General features: G+C 70.9%; 20 protein-coding genes. 13 read left to right on the top strand and 7 right to left on the bottom strand.

The window, feature by feature from the left end; genetic code table 11:
- Positions 1–7: 7 nt before the first annotated feature.
- Positions 8–808 carry an inositol monophosphatase family protein gene (locus tag BN10_RS04615; protein ID WP_010850006.1) on the bottom strand — a complete coding sequence of 267 codons (801 nt, stop codon included), beginning with the start codon at positions 806–808 and terminating at the stop codon, positions 8–10.
- Positions 809–849: 41 nt separating this feature from the next.
- Here BN10_RS04615 and BN10_RS04610 point away from each other — a divergent pair, with 41 nt between their 5' ends.
- Genes BN10_RS04610 through BN10_RS04595 form a run of 4 tightly spaced genes read left to right on the top strand, consistent with a single transcriptional unit; the run spans position 850 to position 5,545 of the window.
- Complete coding sequence (locus BN10_RS04610; protein WP_010850005.1) at positions 850–1,869, top strand: glycosyltransferase family 2 protein; 1,020 nt, start codon at positions 850–852, stop codon at positions 1,867–1,869.
- Positions 1,859–3,784, top strand: a complete 1,926-nt coding sequence (locus tag BN10_RS04605) for a glycosyltransferase family 4 protein (RefSeq protein WP_010850004.1) — start codon at positions 1,859–1,861, stop codon at positions 3,782–3,784. The genes BN10_RS04610 and BN10_RS04605 overlap by 11 nt, the downstream gene beginning before the upstream one ends.
- A gap of 9 nt (positions 3,785–3,793) precedes the next feature.
- The gene (locus BN10_RS04600) at positions 3,794–4,735 is read left to right on the top strand and encodes a lysylphosphatidylglycerol synthase domain-containing protein (RefSeq protein WP_010850003.1); all 942 of its coding nucleotides are present in this window, start codon (positions 3,794–3,796) and stop codon (positions 4,733–4,735) included.
- A 12-nt stretch (positions 4,736–4,747) separates the two neighbouring features.
- Positions 4,748–5,545: a class I SAM-dependent methyltransferase gene (locus tag BN10_RS04595; protein ID WP_040750928.1), complete on the top strand. Its 798-nt coding sequence runs from the start codon at positions 4,748–4,750 to the stop codon at positions 5,543–5,545.
- Positions 5,546–5,571: 26 nt separating this feature from the next.
- Here BN10_RS04595 and BN10_RS04590 read toward each other — a convergent pair whose 3' ends face one another.
- Positions 5,572–6,729, bottom strand: a complete 1,158-nt coding sequence (locus tag BN10_RS04590) for a PQQ-dependent sugar dehydrogenase (RefSeq protein WP_010850001.1) — start codon at positions 6,727–6,729, stop codon at positions 5,572–5,574.
- Positions 6,730–6,788: 59 nt separating this feature from the next.
- On the opposite strand from BN10_RS04590, the gene BN10_RS04585 reads away from it, so the two are divergent.
- Complete coding sequence (locus BN10_RS04585) at positions 6,789–7,715, top strand: DNA-3-methyladenine glycosylase family protein (RefSeq protein ID WP_156917136.1); 927 nt, start codon at positions 6,789–6,791, stop codon at positions 7,713–7,715.
- Here the strand turns inward: BN10_RS04585 and BN10_RS04580 are convergent.
- Together BN10_RS04580 and cofD are read right to left on the bottom strand one after the other, a co-directional pair.
- Positions 7,627–8,733 (bottom strand): coenzyme F420-0:L-glutamate ligase, encoded by a 1,107-nt coding sequence (locus BN10_RS04580; RefSeq protein WP_010849999.1) that lies wholly within the window; start codon positions 8,731–8,733, stop codon positions 7,627–7,629. The two genes, BN10_RS04585 and BN10_RS04580, sit on opposite strands and share 89 nt — an antisense overlap.
- A gap of 43 nt (positions 8,734–8,776) precedes the next feature.
- Positions 8,777–9,757, bottom strand: coding sequence for a 2-phospho-L-lactate transferase (gene cofD, locus BN10_RS04575; protein ID WP_010849998.1), 981 nt, complete (start codon positions 9,755–9,757; stop codon positions 8,777–8,779).
- Positions 9,758–9,957: 200 nt separating this feature from the next.
- Between cofD and BN10_RS04570 the strand changes: the two genes are divergently transcribed.
- The 3 genes from BN10_RS04570 to BN10_RS04560 are packed head-to-tail and all read left to right on the top strand — an operon-like array spanning position 9,958 to position 14,774.
- On the top strand, positions 9,958–10,221 hold the full coding sequence (locus BN10_RS04570; protein ID WP_010849997.1) for a WhiB family transcriptional regulator: 264 nt from the start codon (positions 9,958–9,960) through the stop codon (positions 10,219–10,221).
- 30 nt (positions 10,222–10,251) lie between these two features.
- A complete protein-coding gene (locus tag BN10_RS04565; RefSeq protein WP_010849996.1) occupies positions 10,252–13,323 on the top strand; it encodes a glycosyltransferase family 2 protein in 3,072 nt (1,023 codons plus the stop codon).
- Positions 13,320–14,774, top strand: coding sequence for a DUF5719 family protein (locus BN10_RS04560; protein WP_010849995.1), 1,455 nt, complete (start codon positions 13,320–13,322; stop codon positions 14,772–14,774). The genes BN10_RS04565 and BN10_RS04560 overlap by 4 nt, the downstream gene beginning before the upstream one ends.
- A 17-nt stretch (positions 14,775–14,791) precedes the next feature.
- On the opposite strand, the gene BN10_RS04555 is transcribed toward BN10_RS04560, so the two are convergent.
- Positions 14,792–15,217, bottom strand: a complete 426-nt coding sequence (locus tag BN10_RS04555) for a metallopeptidase family protein (protein ID WP_010849993.1) — start codon at positions 15,215–15,217, stop codon at positions 14,792–14,794.
- A 71-nt stretch (positions 15,218–15,288) separates the two neighbouring features.
- Here BN10_RS04555 and BN10_RS04550 point away from each other — a divergent pair, with 71 nt between their 5' ends.
- The 4 genes from BN10_RS04550 to BN10_RS04535 all read left to right on the top strand — a co-directional run bounded on the left by BN10_RS04550 (position 15,289) and on the right by BN10_RS04535 (position 18,560).
- Entirely contained in the window at positions 15,289–15,678 is a 390-nt protein-coding gene (locus BN10_RS04550; RefSeq protein WP_010849992.1) for a DUF3499 domain-containing protein, read from the top strand.
- A gap of 65 nt (positions 15,679–15,743) precedes the next feature.
- Positions 15,744–17,186: a phosphomannomutase/phosphoglucomutase gene (locus tag BN10_RS04545; RefSeq protein WP_010849991.1), complete on the top strand. Its 1,443-nt coding sequence runs from the start codon at positions 15,744–15,746 to the stop codon at positions 17,184–17,186.
- Positions 17,183–17,368, top strand: coding sequence for a Trm112 family protein (locus tag BN10_RS04540; protein WP_010849990.1), 186 nt, complete (start codon positions 17,183–17,185; stop codon positions 17,366–17,368). The genes BN10_RS04545 and BN10_RS04540 overlap by 4 nt, the downstream gene beginning before the upstream one ends.
- Before the next feature lie 7 nt (positions 17,369–17,375).
- The gene (locus tag BN10_RS04535) at positions 17,376–18,560 is read left to right on the top strand and encodes an SIS domain-containing protein (RefSeq protein ID WP_010849989.1); all 1,185 of its coding nucleotides are present in this window, start codon (positions 17,376–17,378) and stop codon (positions 18,558–18,560) included.
- A gap of 122 nt (positions 18,561–18,682) precedes the next feature.
- Here the strand turns inward: BN10_RS04535 and BN10_RS04530 are convergent, their stop codons facing one another.
- Together BN10_RS04530 and BN10_RS04525 are read right to left on the bottom strand one after the other, a co-directional pair.
- Entirely contained in the window at positions 18,683–19,225 is a 543-nt protein-coding gene (locus tag BN10_RS04530) for a YbaK/EbsC family protein (RefSeq protein WP_010849988.1), read from the bottom strand.
- A complete protein-coding gene (locus BN10_RS04525; RefSeq protein WP_010849987.1) occupies positions 19,225–20,199 on the bottom strand; it encodes a DUF808 domain-containing protein in 975 nt (324 codons plus the stop codon). Before BN10_RS04525 ends, BN10_RS04530 begins: the two co-directional genes overlap by 1 nt.
- Positions 20,200–20,324: 125 nt before the next feature.
- Here BN10_RS04525 and ahcY point away from each other — a divergent pair, with 125 nt between their 5' ends.
- On the top strand, positions 20,325–21,779 hold the full coding sequence (ahcY, locus tag BN10_RS04520; RefSeq protein ID WP_010849986.1) for an adenosylhomocysteinase: 1,455 nt from the start codon (positions 20,325–20,327) through the stop codon (positions 21,777–21,779).
- The last annotated feature ends 40 nt before the right edge of the window (positions 21,780–21,819 follow it).

Raw genomic sequence — 21,819 nt, 5'->3', positions numbered from 1 at the left:
GGCCACGTCAGCGAGACCGCGTGAGTGCCTCCTGCGCGAGCGGCTGCACCATGGCATATGTCTGCGGGTCGGCGGCCACGACCAGGCCGCGCACGTCCGAGCGGCGGGTGTAGGGCGAGCCGTCGGCCTGCCCGAAGGCCCCACCGGCCTCGGCGACCATGAGGGTGCCGGGGAGGTGATCCCAGGCGTTGCTCCGGGTGTAGATGATGTAGTCGCAGTCGCCGTCGAGCAGGTGCGGGTAGTCCACGCCGCAGCAGACCCAGGACAGGCGCATGGTCGGCAGGTGGCCCAGTTGCTTGCCGCGCAGCGCCCAGGTCGACGTCGCGCCCAGAGCTGCTGACACGTCCCGGAGCGGGGTCCGCACCACGCGGGTGCCGTTGCGCCACACCCCTGCACCGCGCTCGGCCACCCACGCCACCTCGTGCTCCGGCTGCCAGATCCACGCGCGCACCGTCTCGTCTGCGCGCGACTCGGCGACCATGACGGCATGGTCGGGCGAGCCCTCGACGAAGTTCTTGGTCCCATCCACGGGGTCCACGGTGAAGGTGTGGTCGGCGGCGAGGTAGCGCTCGAGCAGGCTCGGGTCGGCGCTGTGCGCCTCCTCACCGAGCACGACGACGTCGGGGTATGCCGCGGTCAACGCCGCCGTGATCGCCACCTCCGCCTCCCGGTCGGCCACGGTGACCAGGTCCCCGGGGTTCTTCTCCATGACCTGGTGCTCGGTCAGGGACCGGAAGCGCGAAGTGATGAGGTCGGCGGCCACCTCCTGGAGCAGGGTGAGGATCGCGTCGGTCGACAGGCCGGCCATGGGACCTACGCTCTCACATCGCGCGGGTAGGCTCGACGGCGATGAACGAGCACGCCGAGACCGAGTTGATTCCGGTCACCCCGCCCAGCACCAGCCCCCACTACGGTGCGATCTCCCGCCACGCCGGGCACGCGGCATACCCCATCGAGGACGGGCCCGCCGGCGCGGGACCGGCGCCCTACGTGACAATCGTGCTGCCCTGCTACAACGAGGGCGCCCACGTGCTCAAGGAGATCGAGCGCATCACGGCGACGATGAACGCCAGCGAGTTCAGTTATGAGGTGCTCTGCATCGACGACGCGAGCACCGACGACACGCTCGCGGTGCTGCGCGATGCGGCCCAGCGTTACGCCCACCTGCGCATCCTGCCCTTCCGGCGCAACGGTGGCTCCGGCACGGCCCGCCGGATCGGCACCCAGCAGGCCCGCGGCGAGGTCGTCGTGTGGACCGATGCGGACATGACCTACGAGAACGAGAAGATCCCGGACCTGGTCCGCATCCTGCGCGACGACGCGACCTATGACCAGGTCGTGGGGGCGCGGACCACCGAGGAGGGTACCCACAAGTGGGCCCGGGTCCCCGCCAAGTGGTTCATCCGCAAGGTCGCCGAATGGCTGACCAAGACCAAGATCCCCGACCTCAACAGTGGGCTGCGGGCCTTCCGCCGCGAGGTGGCGCTGCCCTACCTGCGGTTGCTCCCGGCCGGCTTCTCGTGCGTCACGACGATCACGATCGCCTTCCTGTCCAACCAGCACGACATCAAGTACGTCGAGACCACCTATGCCAAGCGAGCCGGGACGAGCAAGTTCCACTTCGTCTCCGATGCCTACCGCTACATCCTCCAGGTGCTGCGGATGGTCATGTACTTCGACCCCCTCAAGGTCCTCATGCCGCCGGCCATCTGGCTGATCCTCCTCGGCGTCGTCAAGGGCGTGGTCGACATGGTGCGTCACCCCTTCTACTTCCCCGCCAACACGGTGCTCCTCGTCGTCAGTGGCGTGATGATCGGCTCCCTCGCCCTGCTGTCCGACCTCGTCGTGAGATCGAGAGATGGTGTCTGACAACGTCATCGGCGGGCGGGATCTCACATCGCCCGCTGCGCTCAAGATCGCGGTGGTCGGACCCAGCCATCCCTACAAGGGTGGCGTGGCGTCCCACACGACCACCTTGGCGCACGAACTCGCCGACGCCGGGCACGACGTCACCCTGGTGTCGTGGAGCCATCTCTACCCGAGCCTGATCTACCCGGGAGAGCAGGCCGTGCCCGGGGGCGCTCCCGATGTCGAGCCCTTCCCGCGCACCATTCGCGCGCTGTCCTGGGCGCGTCCGGACACCTGGATCCGCACCGGTCGCCGGCTGGCCGACATGGACGCGATCATCGTCGTGCACGTCATCCCACCGGTCATCCCGGCCCACCTGGCACTGCTGCGGGCCGCAGGCGCCGCCCGCACGAATGCGACCGGCATCGGCCCGCGCACGATCGTCATCGCGCACAACGTCCTGCCGCACGAGGCCCGCCCCGGCGACCGCCAACTGCTCACCGCCTTCTTCTCGCGGGTCGACTCGGTCGTCGTCCACAGCGACGCGCAGGCCCGACTGGCCACCGAGCTGGGGGCACGGCACGTCCGCGAACTCGACCTGCCACCCCATCTGCCCGGTGGCCCGGCGATCACCGCCGTGCCCGGGGACGGGCGCACTCGCATCCTTGCCCTGGGCATCGTGCGTGACTACAAGGGCGTCGACCTGCTGCTCGAGGCCGCCAAGGAGGTTCCGGACGTCACCGTCACGGTCGCCGGTGAGATGTGGGGAGACGCCGGCCGCACCGTCAAGGAGTTGGCGCGCGACCCACGGCTCAAGGACCGGGTCGAGGTCCACGGGGGATATGTCCCCGCCGACCGGATCCCCGAGTTGCTCGCCCGGCACGACGTCCTGGCCCTCACCTACCGCGATGCCACGGCGTCCCAGAACGTCCTGCTCGCCCGCCGCCACGGCCTGCCCGTCATCGCGTCGTCGGTCGGCACCTTCGCCGAGCAGGTCCGCGACGAGGTCGACGGCCTGCTCGTGCCACCCGGCGACGTGCCGGCCCTCACCGCCGCCCTGACCCGCCTCGCCGACCCTTCGTATGCCGCGCAGTTGCGTTCCAGCGTGCGTCCCCTCGACGAGTCGGGGCCCTGGGCGCACTATGTCGGCGCGCTCGAGGCCTTGGCCAGTGCCGAATCGGACGCGATCGGTGACCGGCCGGTCCCACCACCGGCCAACAGCATCGGCGGGCGGGTGCGCAACCAGGTCGCCGGACTGCGCGCTCGGCTGCGGTCGACGCCGGTCCTGGCGCTGCGTCCCACCGACTTCCCCGACTGGATCCGACCGTCCGACGTCCTCACCCTGGACAGCGACGCCGTCGACGCACGGCAGTCCGCTGCCGACCTCGGGCTCCCCAAGTGCGCCGACGCGGTGGCTGCCTGGGCGGCGCTCGGTGCCCTGGCCGCCATCGTGCGGATCACCGACGGCGATGGGCGCCGCGACGCCGTCATCGTCGACGAGTCCGGCACCAAGAGCCCGCTGTCGCGTTGGGTGCGGGCGCTGGGCTTCGCCCCGGTCGAGCTGGAGTTGACCGGTCGGCGGACCTCGGTCGAGGTCCTCGACGTCGACACCGCGAGCCTGGACGTCATCACCCGCCTCCATCCCGGTGGGTGCGCGGCCGACGACATCGACCATGCCCTCGGTCAGGCCTCGTGGGCACTGCGTTCCGGCGGCCTGCTCGTCATCACCCTGCCGCTCGGAGAGGGCGACCCCGAGTGGGCGCTCACCCCGGCCGACATCCGGGGTGTCCTGGCACGCGCCGGCGACCTCGGCCTGGTGCTCGTCGGCGACCTGGACGGTGACCTCATGCGCCGCATGCGTCGCGACGGGGGCGCGGTCGCGGGAGGCGACCCCGCGGCATACGGGATCCTGCGGCTGACCTTCCGTCGGCGATAGGCGAGACCGGTGACCAGGCAGCGACTGCTCGACGGCGCGCGGATCGTCGTCGGCCTCCTCGTGCTCGTCGCGATCTTCGTTGCGCTGCAGGGCAATTGGGACAAGGTGGCGCCAGAGTTGGCCCGGCTCTCCTGGATATCCCTGGGTGGTGCCTTCCTGCTCGCCCTCGTCGCGCCCTGGCTGACGCTCGTGGGCTGGCGGGTTCTGCTCGCCGACCTCGGCACGCCCTTGCCGTTGCCGTCCAGCGCGAGTGTCTTCTTCGTCGGACAACTGGGCAAGTATCTCCCCGGCTCGCTCTGGAGCATCGCCGTGCAGGCGGACATGGGCGGGCGCCTGGGTGTCCCTCGCCGCACGCTGGGCGTGGCCGGGCTCCTCAACATCGCGCTCGCTGCCCTCACCGGCACCCTCGTCGGCCTTCCTGCGGTGCCGCTGCTGCTGCGGCGCGCCCCGGAGGACGCCGTCTCGCCCTGGTGGGTCGTCCTGGCCATCCTGCTCGCCGTCGTCGTGCTCTGGCCGCGGCTGCTCAATGCACTGCTCGACCGAGGGCTGCGCCTGCTCGGTCGCCAGCCGTTGCCGCAGCCGCTCAGTGCGCGTGCGCTGGCCACCACCGTCGTGTTCTTCGTCGGCGCCTGGGTCGCGATGGGTGCCGCGGCCTGGGTGCTGGCCGCCGGACTGGCTCCCGACGTCGAGGGACGCACGCTCTTCCTCGCGGCCGTCTGCGGGTTCTGCCTCGCGGCCGCGATCGGCATGTTCTCGGTGCTCGTTCCCGCCGGATTCGGTGTCCGCGACGGGTTGCTCGTCCTCATGCTGGCTCCCTTCACGTCGACCGCGGCGGCCACCGCCGTCGTCGTCGTGCACCGCTTCCTGTCGGTGGTCATTGACCTGCTCGTGGCCGGTGGCGCCTACCTCTGGGCCCGACGGCACCACCTCATCGGGAGCGGTGAGCAGTGATCATGAGTGATCATGAGTGAGCGCGAAGAGCAACTTGCCTACTCCGAGCAGATGGCCACGATGCTCGACGAGGGCAAACGTCGGCAGAAGGCGCGCAAGCTGATCGCGGTCATTCGTCACGGCCTCGGCGTCGAGGACCTGTCGGGCCTGCGAGCCCTCGATGTCGGGTGCTCGGCCGGCTTCATTGCCGACGAGCTGGCCCTGGCCGGTGCGGCCACGCACGGCGTCGACATCGACGAACCCGGCCTGGCCAAGGCGCGCCAGCGCTTCGGAGACCGGGTCGACTTCCAGGTGGCGCGCGGGGAGGACTTGCCCTTCGCGGACGATTCGATGGACGTCGTCGTCCTCAACCACATCTACGAACACGTCGTGAACCCCGAGGCCGTCGTCGCCGCCATCCATCGCGTGCTGCGACCCGGTGGGGTCCTCTACCTGGGCGTCGGGCACAAGTGGCAGGTCCTCGAGCCGCATCACCGATTGCCCTTGCTGTCGTGGCTCCCGCAACGGCTCGCGGATCGCTACCTCCGGCTGGCGGGCAAGGGTGATCACTACTACGAGCACTACTACACGCCGGCGGGACTGCGGCGGCTCTTCGCTGCCTACGACGTCTGGGACTACACGTTGCCCGTGCTCGCCGACCCCGTGGCATTCGCCGGCGACGACATCGTGCCCGCCTGGGTGAGCCGACTGCCGGAGCGGGCTCTCGCTGCGCTCCTCCCCGCCGTGCCGACCTATGTCTGGTTGGCCTTCAAGGGCACGGGCGCACCCGAAGGCCCGGACCTGGCCGTGGCTCCGCGCCGCGTTCGCTGACCACCGAACCCTCGGACCGGACGCCCTCAGGCCGCGGGGTCGAGTCGCAGAAGCCGCCCGCCCTCGCCGTCCTCGAGGACCCAGATCGCGCCATCAGGACCCTGCTCGACCTCGCGGATCCGTGCCCCCATCGACCACTGGTCACCCTTGGCCGCGCTCGTGCCGTCGAGATCCACTCGGATGAGGGCCTGGCCGGACAGGGCGCCGAGGAAGGCGTCGCCGCGCCACTGCGGAAAGGCGGTTCCGTCATAGATCATCAGCCCGGCAGGTGAGATGGAGGGATTCCACCAGACGGCGGGGGCCGCGAACCCATCGCCGGCCACATGGTCGGGGATGTCCTGACCGCTGTAGTGCGACCCATTGGACGCCAGCGGCCAGCCGTAGTTCGCTCCGCGCTCGATGAGATTGACCTCATCGCCTCCACGGGGGCCCATCTCGTCGGCCCACAGCCGCCCCTGGGCGTCGAAGGCGATCCCCAGTGGGTTGCGATGTCCGTGGGACCAGATCTGCGCGCTCACCCCACCCCGCGCGGCATACGGATTGTCTGGCGCGGCCCCGCCGTCGGGGGTGAGCCGGACGATTGTCCCGAGCGTGTTGGTGAGGTCCTGGGCAGGCTGCATCTTCTGGCGTTCGCCGGAGGTGACGAAGAGGTGCTCGCCGGTGGGGTCGACGGCCAGGCGCAGTGAGAAGTGCCCGTCGCCGGACGTCTTCGGGGTCTGCCGCCAGATGACTTCGAGTCCGCGCAGCGTGGGGGTGCCGGTGACGTCGAGCCGGGCCCGACCGACGACGCCGCCGGTCACACCCTCGCCGGCCTCCACCCAGGAGAGGTATGCCGTGGGCTCACCGCCGGTGTCGGGCGCCAGGATCACGTCGTGGAGGCCGCCCTGACCGGCGTCGACGACCTCGGGGACGCCCTCGACCGCGGTCGTGCTGCCCTGGACGACGTCGACGAGGAGCAGTCGACCCGGGCGCTCGGCGACCAGCGCCCGGCCGTCGGGCAGGAACGTCATCGACCACGGCTGGTCGAGGGTCGCCACGGGGGTGACGACGAAGGGCTGACCGGCCGAAGGTGTGCCCGCGCCGGTCGGTGCGCCGGATGGGCCCGGCGTGCTCGGCCGGGACTCGCCGGTGCAGGCCGCCAGCAGCGCAGCCACGACGAGGCAGCCGAGGACGGGAGTTCGCATCGACGTCGTTCCTTTCGTCGGCCAGGCGTCCACGGTAACCCGCGGTGTTCAATGGCCCCGTGTCCAGCGCTCGCCGTCTCGTCCCCGTGCCCGAGGGCTACTCGCTCTCGCGCACGGTCGGCGTGCTCCGTCACGGCGCCTCGGACCCCACCTGTCGAACCGATGCCAGTGGCTGGTGGTTCGGCCAGGCGACTCCGGACGGTCCGGCCACGCTCTCCCTGCGCCGAACGGACGACGGTGTGGAGGCCCAGGGCTGGGGCGACGGCGCGGCGTGGGCTGTCGACAATGCGCCCCACCTGCTCGGCTGCGACGACGACCCGGCCGGCTTCGTCGCCCACGACGCCCTGGCGGCCGAGGGTGCGCGCGTCATGGCGGGTTGGCGAGTGGCCCGCAGCCGGCTCGTGGTGCAATCGCTCGTCCCGGCCATCATCGAGCAACGGGTGACGGGCAAGGAGGCCTTCGCCGGGCACACCCGGCTGGTGCGCCGATTCGGTTCTCCCGCACCCGGTCCGGGCGCCGATCTGGGCCTCATGGTGCCGCCCGCCCCGCGTGATTGGGCACACATCCCCAGTTGGGAATGGATCACGTCGGGCATCGACAAGTCCCGGGCCGAGACGGCCGTCCGCGCCTCGACGTATGCCGGTCGGCTGGAGGCGGTGGCTGACCTCCCCCTCGTCGAGGCGCATCGGCGCCTGCGGGTGCTGCCCGGGGTGGGGGAGTGGACGGCTGCTGAGGTGGCCCAGCGGGCGCTCGGGGACCCCGACTCCCCGAGTTTCGGCGACTATCACATGGCCAAGAACCTCACCTGGGCACTGACGGGCACTCCTGCAGGTGACGACGAGGCCCGCGCCCTGCTCGCTCCCTACACCGGCCAGCGGTATCGGGCGCAGGTCTTCATCACGGCCGCGGCAGGGATGCGTCCGCGACGGGGTCCGCGGATGACGCTGCCGACCCACGTGCCGAGTCGGCTGCACCAGCGTCGCTGAGACGCACCGTGGCCGGAGCGAGCGAGATGGCGAGCGACTCGGCCCACGCAGCGACCTCCAGGCGTCCGAGGATGCGCCCCACGGCACGGTCCGGGCCACTGAGGGCCAGGTCGACGCAGGCGTCGCGGTGCTCGACGTCGATGGCGACCTCGGGGTCATCGAGCGCCAGCCCGAGCACCCGGTGCGCGCGAGCAGACCAGTGGTCGAGGGCGCCGACCGAAGGGATCCCGATGGTGGAGGAGCGCTCCGTGCCCGGGGGGACCCCGAGAGCGGCGCGCACCGCCTCCACATGGCCGAGCGCGAACCAGTCACCGGGGCCTGTCCGGACGACCGTGCCCGCACCTGCGGCGTCGGCGTCGAACCATGACGCGGGCAGGCCAGTCACCAGGGCAGCCGGTATGCCGCTGGCCTTGCCCTTGACCAGATCGGCGGCCGCTGCCAGTTCATCGACCGGGCAGCGGACGGTCACCGAGAGTTGACGGCCGTCGGCGTCGAGCTCTCCGCGGTGGTCGATCAGTGGGCGGATGCCGGCGGAGCCGAGTGCGAAGTCCGTGACACCCCCGCGCCAGGGCCGGCCGGCGGTGTCGGAGACGACGACGGCCAGGGCGTCGGTGACGGGGCGGGCCAGCAGACCGAGCACATCCTGACGAATCTGCGCGGCGAGCGCGTCGGCATCGCGGGGAAGCACCAGCACGACGTCCTCACCCCCCACGTTGGAGGCATCGACCCCGGCTGCCGCCATCACCGGACCGGCGGCGGCCGCCGCGACGATGCGGGTCACGCGGCCACCGGTTGCCCGCTCCGCCACGACCCGAGTGGTCTCGGCCGCGATCACGGCGTCCTTGTCGGCCGCTGGGGCGCGCAACCCCAAGGACTTCGAGAGGACCTTGCTCGACAGCACGATCGCGATCGGTGTGGGCATCCCGGCCAGAGTCGGCGCCAGCAGGGCAGCGAGATCGGCGCCCTCGGTCACCTCCGGCCAGCCGAGCAGGGGCGTGACCACCAGTGGTGCCGTCATCGCCGGTCCCGGCCCCGCAGAGCCCGGCCCCGCGGCATACCTCTCATGGCCGGAGGCCTGTGGCGAGCGCGAGCGCTGCGCCGGCGATGTCCGCGGCGGACTCCACGTCGCGCATGAGCAGGGGGCCCTGGTGAATCGCGACGCGCGCGCGGGGCAAGCGAATGCCTGCATCGGCCGGATCAATGAGCCAGGCATCGAGGAAGTCCTCGTAGAGGCCGGCCACCGCCACGGACGTCGACGGCACACCGATCGCGGCCAGACAGGCATCGGCGTGGCCGCGGACGGGTTGGCCGTCGATGAGCGGCGAGACGCCGACGACCGGGGCGCGGGACCCGCGCAGTGCATCCCGGACGCCGGGGATGCCCAGGATGATGCCGATGGAGACCACCGGATTGCTGGGCGGCAGAAGGATGACGTCGGCGTCACGGATGGCTTCGAGCACCCCGGGGGCGGGCGCCGCGCGATCCAGACCGGCGACGACGAAGCGCTGAGCGGGCAGGGTCGCCCCGTGGCGCACCCACCACTCCTGGAAGTGGATGGCTCGCTGCCCCTGCTCGTCCTCGACGACGACGTGGGTCTCCACCGGTGCGTCGGTCATGGGCATCACGCGCACCCCGCGGTCCGGCAATCCCCATCGGGAGGCCAACCGCGATGTCACCTCGGAGAGGGTCGCGCCCTGTCCCAGCCACTGGGAGCGCACGATGTGCGTCGCGAAGTCGAGGTCGCCCAGTCCGAACCATTGCGGTTGGGCACCGTAGGCCGCCAACTCGGACTGGACACGATGCGACTCCTCGGCTCGGCCCCACCCCTGGGCCTCGCTGATGCCGCCGCCGAGCGTGTAGAGAAGGGTGTCGATGTCCGGGCTCACGCGCAGCCCGAAGAGGGTGATGTCATCGCCGGTGTTGGCGACGATGGTGAGGTCGTGGGGGGCGGCGTCGGGTCCGGAAACGGACTCCAGGTGGTGGAGCAGGCCGCGCAGGAATCGAGCGCCGCCGACGCCACCGGCCAGGGCGGTGATGCGCATGTGTCCATCCTGTCAGCAGCCGGGGCTCGTCGGCCGCGGGGGGTGCATAGCAGATTGCGGCTTGACGAATCATCCAGACACGCGTGTAATTTCATCATTGTGGTTCAGCGGCGGGAGCGGATGTCCGCCGTCTCGCGGGTCGGTCGTAGGGCTGTCGCGCACGCAGTGGTCGAGGGTCGATTGGGTCGAGGAGGCAACAGATGCGTGAGTTGATGGTGATCGATTCGCTCGTCTCGGACGAGGAAGCATTGTCGTGGCAGGAGCGGTCGCTCTGCGCCCAGACGGACCCGGAGGCCTTCTTCCCGGAGAAGGGAGGATCCACCCGCGAGGCCAAGAAGGTCTGCATCGGGTGCGAGGTCCGGTCCGAGTGCCTGGAGTATGCGCTGGCCAACGACGAGCGCTTCGGCATCTGGGGCGGCCTCTCCGAGCGCGAGCGTCGCAAGCTCAAGAAGCGGGCCGTCTGAGCGGCGCGGCCGCCGCCGCCCTCGCCACCCATGACGTTGACCCTGTCTGACACGACTCTCTCCTCGCCCACGCCGGCGCGGACGAGGGTTGCTGCCCTCGTGGTCACCGGCGACGGCGATGATGGTGTGAACGCCGCCCTGGATGCGCTGGCCGCCCAGACCGTCACCCCCGAGCGAGTAGTCCTCGTCGACCGACGCCAGAGCGACCCGGGCAGGCCACCGGTGGACCTGCAGCCCTTGGCGCGGATTCGTTTGCCGGACAGCGAAGTCCTCGTGCACAGGACCGGCCCTGTCCCCGTGCGGACCGCCGTTCACGCCACCGTCCTCGACCTCGACGACCCGACGGGCTGGCTCGTGTGGGTGCTGGGCTCGGGCGTGACCCCTTCGGCGACCGCGCTCGCCGAACTCTTGGGGGCGCACCGGCGGTCACCCTCCGTGGGGGTGGTCGGCCCCAAGCTGGTGCAGGCCACGGATCCTCACCGCCTGCGCAGTGTCGGCATTTCCGCCACCCGATCTGGCCGCATCGTGCCGGACCCGCCCGATGGGATGGCCGACCAGGGCCAATTCGACCGCCGCGCAGATGTGCTCGCCGTGCCGGTCACCGGCGCCCTGATCGAAGCCGCCCTCATCCGGGATCTGCGTGGCTGGGAGCGCACGTTCGGGGACGTCGGTGCCGATCTCGACTTCGGCTGGCGAGCCCAACGCCTGGGCCGCCGTGTCCTGGTCCACCCACAGACGACGGTCCGGGTCGCCGACGGGCTGGGCGATGCAACCGCCACCACCGGTGCTCGTCGGCGCGCCGGACGCCGGGTCGCGCTCACTCGCGCAAGTTGGTGGGGCGCACCGCTTCTGGCCGTGTGGTTGCTGGTGTCCTCGATCGCCGGCGCTGCTGGCCTGCTGTTGGCGAAGCGACCTCGATCGGCGTGGACCACTCTCGCCGATGTCTTCGCTCTGGATCCCTTTCGGGTGGTGCCAGCTTGGTTGCGGACGCGCGGAGCCGCACCGGTGCGCCGCCGCGACCTGCAGGGACTCTTCGTGTCCGCCGCCCAGGTCCGCGCGAGGTTGGCCGACCAGGTCCACCAGGCGGTCGTGCCGGGTCGTGGAACGGTGGAGGACGGACCCCCGGAACTGAGCCGCTCCAGTGCGCTCAAAGCGCTGACCAATCCTGGCCTGCTGGCCACTGTTGTCGTGGCCGCCGTCTTCGCGGCCGCCGGCCGGACCCTCGGTTTTCCCTTCCTGGCCGGCCTGGGGGGCGGCCCCGTTGGCGGCGAACTTCTGGGCGGGCGCCTCACCTCGTCCGCTCTCTGGCATGCGGCCACCGACCCTTGGCGGGGCGCGGGTCTGGGGTCGGCCACCGAACTCATCGGCGGCCCGCACCTGGCCGTGCTGGCCCTGCCGACCTGGGTGGTCGAGCACCTCCCCGGACTCGCAGGCCTCACCTCCCCGGGGGGCCTGGTTGTCGGGCTGCTGCTCGTCGCCGGCCCCGTCCTCGCCACGATCAGTGCGTATGCCGCGGGCCGGGTCATCACCTTGGCCCGCTGGCCGCGTGCCGCCGCTGCTCTCGCCTGGGCGACGGTTGGCCCGATGGCGCAGGTCTACGGCGAAGGTCGAGTGGGCGCGGTCGTTGCCCATGTGCTCCTGCCCGCGGTAACCGCCGGCCTGGTCCTGCTCGCCCGTCCGCGGGGCACGGCCACCGCGGCTTGGGCGACTGCTCTCGCGGCCGCCCTCTTGGGGGCCTTTGCTCCGGTCGCGCTCCTGCTCGTCATGGCGGTGGCGCTCCTTCTCGTCCTGGCGGCGCCCACCGCCGCCGCGCGCTTGCGTGCCGTCGTGCCGTTGGTGGTGCCGGGAGTGCTCCTGGGGCCCTGGACGGCCACGGTGTGGAGCCACCCTCAGTTGGCCCTGGCCGGGCCGGGGCTCACCTCCCGCGTCGACGAGACCCTCGAGCCATGGCAACTCGGGTTGCTCCAACTCGCGCCGGATCCTCAGGTCTGGTCGATCGCCACGGTCGGCGCGATCGCTGTGCTCGCGGTGCTGGGGTGGGCCCGTGGCACCGGCGTGCGGAGCGTCGCCACCGGCGCCGCTGCCACGGCCCTGATCGCGCTGGGTGCCGTCCTGATCGCCCCCAGGGTGGCTCTGACGTCGGCGGGGGAGGGGGTGGACCCGGTCCGACCGTGGGTCGGTCTGCCCATGATGTTCCTTCTCATCGCGCTCCTGGGCGGGGCACTCCTGGTCTGGCAGCAACCAGAGGGCGCAACGCGCTCGTCCCGCGCCGTGCGCTCGGGCGCAACAGCCGTGCTGGGGTTGGCGGGGGTCCTTGCCGGCGGACTGCTCGTGGTGACCGGTCTGGGCGTCGGCCTGGTGGCTTGGCAGGATCCGCGGCCCGCGGTCGCCGTCGAACACGCGCAGGGAGACGTCGCCGGACGCACCTTGTTCCTCCTCCCGGGCGGGGACGGGGTCGGCTATCGCCTCGTGTCCCGTGAGATCACGGACGTCGCGCGCTCGCTCCCGGTGGATCGGTCCGATGACGCGGTCCTGGCTCCCACCGTCTCGGCCCTGCTCGATGACGGCGAAGGTGCCGCCGCCCTGCAGCAGTTCGCGATCGGTGTCGTGGCCCTGACCGAGGGCGCCGATCCGGGGCTGACCAGGGCGCTCGACTCCGCCGACGGGATGACCCGTCTGGTGGCGCGCGACGGGTGGAACTACTGGCGGGTCACCGCGTCCGGCGCCGAGAACACGCGACCCGTGGCCCCACCGCGCCTGCAACTCAGCGACGGCACGGGCCACTCGACCGTCCTGGTGCCGACCACGGGTATCCATGCGGCGACCACCACCACCTTGACCGTGACCGGCGACGACACGCGACTCACTGTGGCCGAGGGCCAGGGGTGGTCGGCCCACGCGCAGGTCATCTGGCTGGGTCAGGTCGTGGCGCCCGAGCCCGGGGAGAGAGCCGTCTACCGTCTGACACCGGGCGAAGGAACCCTTGACATCAGCCTGATGGACCCACATCACGGCTGGCGGCTCCTGCAGTTCGCGCTGCTGGGGATCGTGCTCTTCCTCGCCATTCCGTTCGGCAGCCGCGCATCGAGGAGCCGGTCGTGAAGCCCCGCGAGATCGGGTGGATCCGGGCCGGGTTCGCGGCACTTGCACTGGTCGGGCTCACCGTCGCGGCAACGTCGTCGACCGCCGTCGTCGACTTCGCCGGCGCGTCGCCGTCTGAGCAGCAGCGCACCACGCCGCTCAGCCGCCCGACCACGAGTTCGGTCCACTGCGTGGGGCCAGAACTCAGCGGCCTGCGCGACGTCCCCGACCAGCTCCAAGAGGTCACGGTGCGGGCGGAGGCGCCACCGGCCGAGGTCAGCGGGATCACCGACCCCGGTTCCATCGACCTCGCCGCACCCGATGGCTCCCGCACGACGACCGCCGGGCGCGTCGCAGGGGTGTCGACCGGTCAGCCCGGAACGGTCACCGGCACCGGGCACGACGGATCTGCACCCGGACTCATTGCGGCGCAGCAGTATTCGAGTGATACCAACGATCTTCGTGGCCTGTCACTGGCCGGCTGCGGTCAACCGGTGGCCGATGCCTGGCTCGTGGCAGGCGGCGGCGACGCCGGACGCCAGGAACGACTCCTGCTGGCCAACCCAGGCGCCAACGAGGTCACCGTCGACGTAACCGTGCTGGGCGCCAAGGGCATCGTGGCCTCCCAGAACGGGCGGGGGATCGTGGTTCCCGGTCGTGGGCGAACCAGCGTGCTCCTGGACGCCGTGGCCGCCGGTGAGGCTTCTCCGACGGTGCACGTGACCGTGCGGGGTGGCACGGTGGTGCCGGCGTTGGCCGATACCTGGCTCGACGGCTCGGTCCCGGCCGGCGCCGAGACGACCACGGCCGCTGCCGCCCCAGCGATTCGACAACTGGTCCCGGTGGCCGACTTGGCGCAGGCCGGCGTGCTTCGGGTCGCCGTCCCCGGAGACACCGAGGCCGTCGTCAATGCTCGGCTGGTCTCGACGAGCGGAGCCGCCCCGCTCCCCGGGGGCGGTGTGCAGAGAATCGCCGGCGGCTCCAGTGTCGACATCCCCCTCGCCGATGTCCCGGCCGGAACCTACGCGGTCGAGATCAACGCCGACCTCCCGGTTGTCACCGCCGTGTTCTCTGCGGCCCGTGCGGCCAGCGAACCGGGTGACTTCGCGTGGACCCCCGCGTCGGCCACCCTCGGACCACTCTTTGGCCTGCCTCTGCCGGAACTCGGCGCGGGGACCCGCCAACTCGCCCTCGTGAGCAGCGGGGCGGACGCGACGGTGACCGTGATCACCCGTGGGCAAACGGTCACGGCCAAGGATGTCTCGCTGCCCGCCGACACCCTGGTCCTCGTCGATCTCACCGGTGCGCAGTCCGTCTGGGTGGCTACCGGCGAGGGCCGCGACAGCGGCGAGGGCGTCCACGGGGCCGTCCTGAGCGCCGTCGGCACCGGCCCGACCCGCCTGCTGGCTGCCACACCGCTGCTCGATGTCCTCCTCGAGGCCTCGACGACCTCGGCCTCACCGCTTCCCTGACCGGCGCGGTCCGGCGGTCAGAGGCTGATCTCGTCCGGCGGGACTCCGAGAACGAGCGCAACCTGCTCGGCCACCACATCGCGGATCAGGGCGGCGACCTCGGACTGGCTGCCAGCGCGTGCCTCGACGGGACGACGGTAGATCACGATCCGTCGCTCGGAACGAGTCCCGACGAGCCGACCCAGGCTGGTGGCCCGGACCTCCCACGCGGCGGGATCGTCCGGGGGGACCTCCTCGACCGCGAACGAGATGTCACCGTGTCGGCTGCCCAACCAGGGGCGGGCACGCTCGGCCGCGGCGAGCACCAAGTCGTCGAAGCGGTCACGACGGGTGGTCATCGTCGGGACCGGTGGCCACGCCAAGGGGCCACGCAGGCCCCGTCCGCGACGGTCCCGGGCCGGTCGACTCCGGCCAGCCGGTGACGCCGGCGGGGTCGTGGTCATGCCCAGCATGCTACGACCACGGGTCGGCGTGCCGGGCGTCGCTCGGCGTCACCGTGACCTAGAGTCGCTGCGTGACTTCCGCGCGTGGGTGCAGCAAGACCGCGTGCCGCCAGCCGGCCGTGGCGACCCTGACCTATGCCTATGGCGATCGCGCCGTCGTCGTGGGCCCCTTGGCCACCCACGCCGAGCCGCACAGTTATGACCTCTGCGCCGACCACGCGATGCGTCTGACGCCTCCGCGTGGCTGGGACATCGTCCGTCTGTCCTCCGATGGCTACGTCGTCGTGACCGACACCGATGACCTGCTTGCCGTCGTGGATGCCGTCCGCGAGCGACCGGCCCATCGGGCCACTCGCGCTGACCGGACCGAGCCCGTCGAGACCAGGCCCGCGTCGCTCGAGACGCTCGGGCGGGCTCGGGGGCACCTGCGCGTCCTGCCCGGGCTCGACGACACCCCCTGAGTGCACCCTGCGCGACTGAGCACCGGCTGACCGTCCCGGTCCGTGGTCAAGTAGCCTCTGACCTCGTGAGCCGCCCCCCGTTGACCGACTTCGTCAAGGCCTACGACGTGCGTGGCCTGGTGCCCGAACAACTCGACGTCGATGCCGCGTGGTCCCTCGGTGCCGCCTTCGCCGAAGTGGTCGCCGTGCGCGAGGCTGCGCGCGCGGTCGTCATCGGCCACGACATGCGTGACTCATCACCCGAACTGTCCCGGGCCTTCGCGCGGGGGGTCACCAGCCGGGGGGTTGACGTCATCGAGATCGGTCTGGCGAGCACCGACGGCCTCTACTACGCGAGTGGGTCCCTCGACCTGCCCGGCGCGATGTTCACCGCGAGCCACAACCCCGCGGCATACAACGGAATCAAGCTGTGCCGGGCCGGCGCGAGACCCGTGGGGCAGGACACCGGCTTGGCCGAGATCCGAGACCTCGCCCAGGAACTCCTCGACGGCTCCGCCGAGATCCGCGCCATCGAGCCCGAGGGCACCGTCCGGGTGCAGGACGTGCTTGCCGATTACGGCACCTTCTTGCGCTCGCTGGTCGACCTGAGTGCAATCCGCCCCCTCAAGGTGGTGGTCGATGCGGGCAACGGCATGGGCGGACACACCGTGCCCGCGGTGCTCGGCACGGCGGCAGGTCTGCCCGAGTTGCCGCTTCAGATCGTGCCGCTCTTCTTCGAACTCGACGGCTCCTTTCCCAACCACGAGGCCAACCCGCTCGACCCCAAGAACCTCCTCGACCTCCAGGCGGCGGTCGTCGCGGAGGGTGCGGACCTGGGCCTGGCCTTCGACGGTGATGCGGATCGCTGCTTCGTCGTCGATGAACGAGGTGGAGCCGTGAGCCCGAGCGCGATCACGGGCATGATCGCCCGGCGCGAGATCGGCAAGGAACGTGCCGCCGGACGTCTCGCCTCGGACGTGGCGATCGTGCACAACGCCATCACGTCGGCGCAGGTGCCCGAGATCATCGCCGCCGAGGGCGCGCGGGCGGTGCGCACGCGGGTTGGGCACTCGTTCATCAAGGCCCAGATGGCCGAGCATGAGGCCGTCTTCGGCGGGGAGCACAGCGCCCACTACTACTTCCGCGACTTCTGGTTCGCCGACACGGGCATGCTCGCGGCCATGCACGTGCTTGCCGCCCTCGGCGAGCAGGATGGTCCGCTCAGTGAGCTGATGGCCGACTACTCGGCCTACGTGGCCTCGGGCGAGATCAACTCCACCGTCAGCGATGCGGCCGCCGCCACGGAGAAGGTCCGGGCCTGGGCAGCCGACCACGAGGTCACCGAGGACACCCTGGACGGCCTCACGCTGACCCATGCCGGCAGTGGAGGGGATGCCATGTGGTGGCTCAACCTGCGCGCCTCGAACACCGAGCCGCTGCTGCGCCTCAACGTCGAGGCCGCCGACACCGAGACCATGGAACGGGTGCGTGATGACGTGCTCGCCATCGTGAGAGGAGAGGGCCGATGAGCACCATCGAGCCGTGGCTGCGCGCGATCCTGCGCTGCCCCCAGTGCCGGTCCGAGCTGCGCGACGACACCGGTCCGGACGGGGCGGAGCTGGTCTGCACCAACGCCGAGTGCGGCTTGGCGTATCGCTTCGACGACGGCATACCGGTCCTGCTCATCGACGAGGCCCGACGCCCCGAATGACTCGACCATGACCTGGCTGGACGAGGCGCGACTCGACGACGTCGCGGCGCTCGAGGCGCTGGACCGCAAGGAGGCGCTCCGGTCGCTCGCGACCTCCGGTGCCCAGGTCAGGCGTTCGCTGCTCGCCGCCCGCGAGGCCGGCATCGACTCCTGGAGCCCGCAGGACCGACCTCGCTCGGTGCTCGTCGCGGCGATCGGCGGCTCCGCGGTCGTCGCGGACGTTCTGGACCTGCTGGCCGAGCCACACAGTCCGGTGCCCGTCACGACGCGCCACTCCGCGCCCCTTCCGGGCTGGGTGGGTCCACTGGACCTGGTGATCGCCGTCTCCCAATCCGGTCGGGCGGCGGGACCCCTCGCGCTCGCGCATGAGGCGGCGCGGCGAGGCGCGCAGTTGCTCACCATCGGTGCCGCCGACAGCCCGCTCGCCGACGTGTGCGCGCGGGCGCGGGGCACCCACGTCGACCTCGTCAGCACCGCGTCGTCGACACGCACAGCGCTGTGGTCGCTGCTCACTCCGGCCCTGTATGCCGCGGGGCGCCTGGGTCTGGTCGAGGTCGGCGAGGAGGTCCTCGAGTCGGTGGCGACATTGCTCGAGGCCAGAGCCGATGAATGCCGACCGTCGAGCGAATCCTTCGTCAATCCGGCCAAGGACCTTGCGATGGCCTTCTCCGGCGTCATCCCGATCGTGCTGGCCGACGGGCCCCTGGCGGGGGTCGCCGGGCGTCGACTGGCGTCCGGCTTGGCCCGGACTGCCCGGATCCCCGCGACGCATGGCACGCTGCCCGATGCTGCCGCGGAAGTCGTCGCGTGCTTCGACGGCCCGCTCGCGGGTGCCGGTCGGTTTGGAGCCCCACGCGGACCGGACGCGGACATCTTCGCTGACCCCTACCTCGACGCCCCGGCGACGCTGCCGCTCAGCCTGCTGCTCGTGCGGGACGCGTCGCCCGATCCGTCACGGCTCACCCGCGTCGAGGCCGATCGCGTCAACCTGGCCACAGCGGTGGCCGAGTCTGCTCGCGACGCCGGTGTGAAGGTGCGCGAGATCGAGGCGAGCGCCGGAGCCCCATTGGTCCGGCTTGCTTCGCTGATGTCGCTGGGTGACTACGCCGTGACGTATGCCGCCCTCGGACTGGGCGTGGACCCGACGGACTCACCGCACGTGGCGGACCTGCGTCGCCGCACCGATCACTGAAACCAACTTCTGCGTCACGCGGAAGCTGGGATTGCGACCGGTTATTGCTGCGTGGGTTGCGATCGTCTGCGTCACGCAGACGTTGGGTTTCGGTCCCGTGCCGGGTGGGGGGGTGGGGTGGGTCAGGCCAGCGGGGATGCGAGGTCGAGGACCGCGGCGGAGGGCAGCGCCGCCAGATCTGCGGCGTCGAGGAGGATCTTGCTGCGCCGCAGGCCCGAGCCGACGACGACCGGCCCCGCCTCGAGTACCGCCCGATCGATGAGGACCGGCCAGTCCGACGGCAGCCCGATGGGCGTGATCCCACCGAACTCCATGCCCGTTCGCCCGGTCGCTTCCTCGCGCGGCGCGAAGGAGATCTTGCGGACGTCGAGGTGGCGCCGCACCACGCCGTTGATGTCGGCTCGGTGGGTCGCCAGCACCATGACGGCCGCGTAGGTCTCGCGGTCACCGCGGCGTCCGGCAACGACCACGCAGTTGGCCGACGAACCCAGGGCCACGTCGTATGCCGCACAGAAAGCGGCCGTGTCCGCGAGGGTGTCGTCGATGGGCGCCACCTGGGCGCTCGGGCACGAGGCGACAGCGTCCGCGGTGGCGTCGGCCAGGAGCTCGGGGTGCTCAGCGGCTGGTGACCAGGGGAGCGTGCCGTGGGCGGACGGCATACCCATCAGTGGGCTTCCGCCGCGACGCGGGCGCGCTGGGGAAGCAGGTGCAGCACGGCGACGACGATGGCGCCGACGATCAGGCCGAGGATCGCCGAACCAATCGTGTTGGTGATCCAGCCCAGGAGGCCGCCGAGCGCGCCGGTCGCCCCATGGACGGCTTCCTCCGCGTGGTGAACCCATTCGTAGGGGAGGGCCAGGACGTGCCAGCCAAGCATCTCCGACAGGTCGTGGAGGCCGAGGAGCAGGATGTGGCCGCCGACCCAGATCATCGCCGCGATCCCGACCGTGCTGAGCGTGGTGAGCACCTTGGGCATGGCAGCGACCATGCCCCGGCCGAGGCGGCTCGCGACGCCGTTCCCACGCGCTGCGAGGTTGAGCCCCACGTCGTCCATCTTGACGATCAGCGCGACGACGCCGTAGACGAGAGCGGTGATGGCAAGAGCCACGATCGCGAGGATGACGGCCCGCGAGAGCAGTGGCTCATTGGCGACCTCGTTGAGCGAGATGACCATGATCTCGGCGGAGAGGATGAAGTCGGTCCGCACGGCGCCGGACACGATGTCCTTCTCGTCGGCGACCTGCCCGCCCTCGTGGAGCTCGTCGGCCTGGCCCTCGGGGTGATGTGAGATCTTCTCCCAGATCTTCTCGGCACCCTCGAAGCAGAGGTAGGTGCCACCGATCATCAACAGGGGGGTGAGGGCCCACGGCAGGAACTGGCTGAGCAGGAGGGCGGCCGGAAGGATGAAGAGCAACTTGTTGCGCAGGGAGCCGATGGCGATCTTCTTGATGATCGGGAGCTCGCGCTTGGGGTCCAGGCCCTGGACGTAGCGCGGGGTCACCGCGGTGTCGTCGACGATGACACCGGCCGCCTTGGCGCTGGCCCGGCCCGCGGCCGCGCCGACGTCGTCGATCGAGGCCGCCGCCGCCTTGGCGAGCACGGCGATGTCGTCCAGGAGCGCGAAGAGGCCACCACTCATGGGTGAAGGCTAATGGGGGGTCGGCGAACCGGTAGAATCGAACCTTGCCGGCGTGGGCGATAACCCACCACCTCCAGCCCAGATGGGCGGCGCCGGGTCAGCCACCTTCCCCAAGGAGATTTGTCATGTCCTTCGACTTCAAGGTGCGAGACCTTGGCCTCGCCGAGGCCGGCCGCCACCAGATCCGCCTGGCCGAGCACGAGATGCCCGGCCTGATGTCGCTGCGCGAGGAGTTCGGAGACTCCAAGCCGCTCGCCGGCGCCCGTGTCGCCGGCTCGCTGCACATGACGGTCCAGACGGCCGTCCTCATCGAGACCCTCACCGCGCTCGGCGCCGAGGTCCGCTGGGCCTCGTGCAACATCTACTCCACGCAGGACGAGGCCGCCGCGGCGGCGGTCGTGGTCGGCCCGAACGGGACCCCCGAGGACCCGCAGGGTGTGCCGGTCTTCGCGTGGAAGGGCGAGACCCTCCCGGAGTACTGGGAGTGCACCGACGCCATCCTCACCTGGCCCGGTGGCGAGGGCCCGAACATGATCCTCGACGACGGCGGCGACGCCACCATGCTGGTCCACAAGGGCCGCGAGTGGGAGACGGCCGGCCAGGTGCCGCCCACCACCGAGGAGGACTCCGAGGAGTTCGGCGTCTTCAAGGCGCTCGTGCGCCGCACCCTCGCGGAGAACCCCACGAAGTGGACGGAGATCTCCAAGGGCATCAAGGGCGTCACGGAGGAGACCACGACCGGCGTCCACCGCCTCTACGAGCTCGCCAAGTCCGGTGAGCTGCTCTTCCCGGCCATCAACGTCAACGACTCGGTGACCAAGAGCAAGTTCGACAACAAGTACGGCTGCCGCCACTCGGTCATCGACGGACTCAATCGCGCCACCGACGTGCTCATCGCCGGCAAGACCGCCGTCGTCGCGGGCTACGGCGACGTGGGCAAGGGGTGCGCCGACGCGCTCAAGGGCCAGGGCGCGCGCGTCGTCGTCACCGAGGTCGACCCCATCTGCGCGCTCCAGGCCGCGATGGAGGGCTTCCAGGTCGTCCCGATGGACAAGGCCGCCGCGTACGGCGACATTTTTGTCACCACCACCGGGTGCTACGACGTCATCACCGCCGAGCACATGGCGTCGATGAAGAACAAGGCGATCGTCTCCAACATCGGCCACTTCGACAACGAGATCGACATGGCCGGCCTGGCCCGGATCGAAGGCATCGAGAAGACCGAGATCAAGCCGCAGGTCCACGAGTGGACCTTCCCCGACGGCCACTCGATCATCGTGCTGTCCGAAGGCCGCCTGATGAACCTGGGCAACGCGACCGGTCACCCGAGCTTCGTGATGTCGAACTCCTTCTCAAACCAGACGATCGCCCAGATCGAGCTCTTCACCAAGACCGAGGAGTACGTCGACGAGGACGGCAAGCCGGAGGTCAAGACCCTCCCCAAGCACCTCGACGAGAAGGTCGCCCGCGCCCACCTCGAGGCCCTGGGTGTGGAACTCACCGAGTTGACCAAGGAGCAGGCCGAGTACCTCGGCGTCGACGTCGCCGGCCCCTACAAGCCGGAGCACTACCGCTACTGAGTTCTCAACTCACACAACGGCTTCGGTATGCCGCGCGCCC

Origin of the sequence: Phycicoccus elongatus Lp2 (genome assembly GCF_000367525.1) — a bacterium.
Taxonomy (GTDB): Bacteria; Actinomycetota; Actinomycetes; order Actinomycetales; family Dermatophilaceae; genus Phycicoccus_A; species Phycicoccus_A elongatus.
Note: the sequence above shows the minus strand (reverse complement) of the source record. Positions and strands in the feature narration are given on the sequence as shown.

What these genes read in the sequence shown, in the direction of transcription:
- BN10_RS04615 (WP_010850006.1), bottom strand. Translation starts at nt 808, where the DNA reads ATGGCCGGCCTGTCGACCGACGCGATCCTCACCCTGCTCCAGGAGGTG.
- BN10_RS04610 (WP_010850005.1), top strand. Translation starts at nt 850, where the DNA reads ATGAACGAGCACGCCGAGACCGAGTTGATTCCGGTCACCCCGCCCAGC.
- BN10_RS04605 (WP_010850004.1), top strand. Translation starts at nt 1,859, where the DNA reads ATGGTGTCTGACAACGTCATCGGCGGGCGGGATCTCACATCGCCCGCT.
- BN10_RS04595 (WP_040750928.1), top strand. Translation starts at nt 4,748, where the DNA reads ATGAGTGAGCGCGAAGAGCAACTTGCCTACTCCGAGCAGATGGCCACG.
- BN10_RS04590 (WP_010850001.1), bottom strand. Translation starts at nt 6,729, where the DNA reads ATGCGAACTCCCGTCCTCGGCTGCCTCGTCGTGGCTGCGCTGCTGGCG.
- BN10_RS04580 (WP_010849999.1), bottom strand. Translation starts at nt 8,733, where the DNA reads ATGACGGCACCACTGGTGGTCACGCCCCTGCTCGGCTGGCCGGAGGTG.
- cofD (WP_010849998.1), bottom strand. Translation starts at nt 9,757, where the DNA reads ATGCGCATCACCGCCCTGGCCGGTGGCGTCGGCGGCGCTCGATTCCTG.
- BN10_RS04570 (WP_010849997.1), top strand. Translation starts at nt 9,958, where the DNA reads ATGCGTGAGTTGATGGTGATCGATTCGCTCGTCTCGGACGAGGAAGCA.
- BN10_RS04565 (WP_010849996.1), top strand. Translation starts at nt 10,252, where the DNA reads ATGACGTTGACCCTGTCTGACACGACTCTCTCCTCGCCCACGCCGGCG.
- BN10_RS04555 (WP_010849993.1), bottom strand. Translation starts at nt 15,217, where the DNA reads ATGACCACGACCCCGCCGGCGTCACCGGCTGGCCGGAGTCGACCGGCC.
- BN10_RS04540 (WP_010849990.1), top strand. Translation starts at nt 17,183, where the DNA reads ATGAGCACCATCGAGCCGTGGCTGCGCGCGATCCTGCGCTGCCCCCAG.
- BN10_RS04535 (WP_010849989.1), top strand. Translation starts at nt 17,376, where the DNA reads ATGACCTGGCTGGACGAGGCGCGACTCGACGACGTCGCGGCGCTCGAG.
- BN10_RS04530 (WP_010849988.1), bottom strand. Translation starts at nt 19,225, where the DNA reads ATGGGTATGCCGTCCGCCCACGGCACGCTCCCCTGGTCACCAGCCGCT.
- BN10_RS04525 (WP_010849987.1), bottom strand. Translation starts at nt 20,199, where the DNA reads ATGAGTGGTGGCCTCTTCGCGCTCCTGGACGACATCGCCGTGCTCGCC.
- ahcY (WP_010849986.1), top strand. Translation starts at nt 20,325, where the DNA reads ATGTCCTTCGACTTCAAGGTGCGAGACCTTGGCCTCGCCGAGGCCGGC.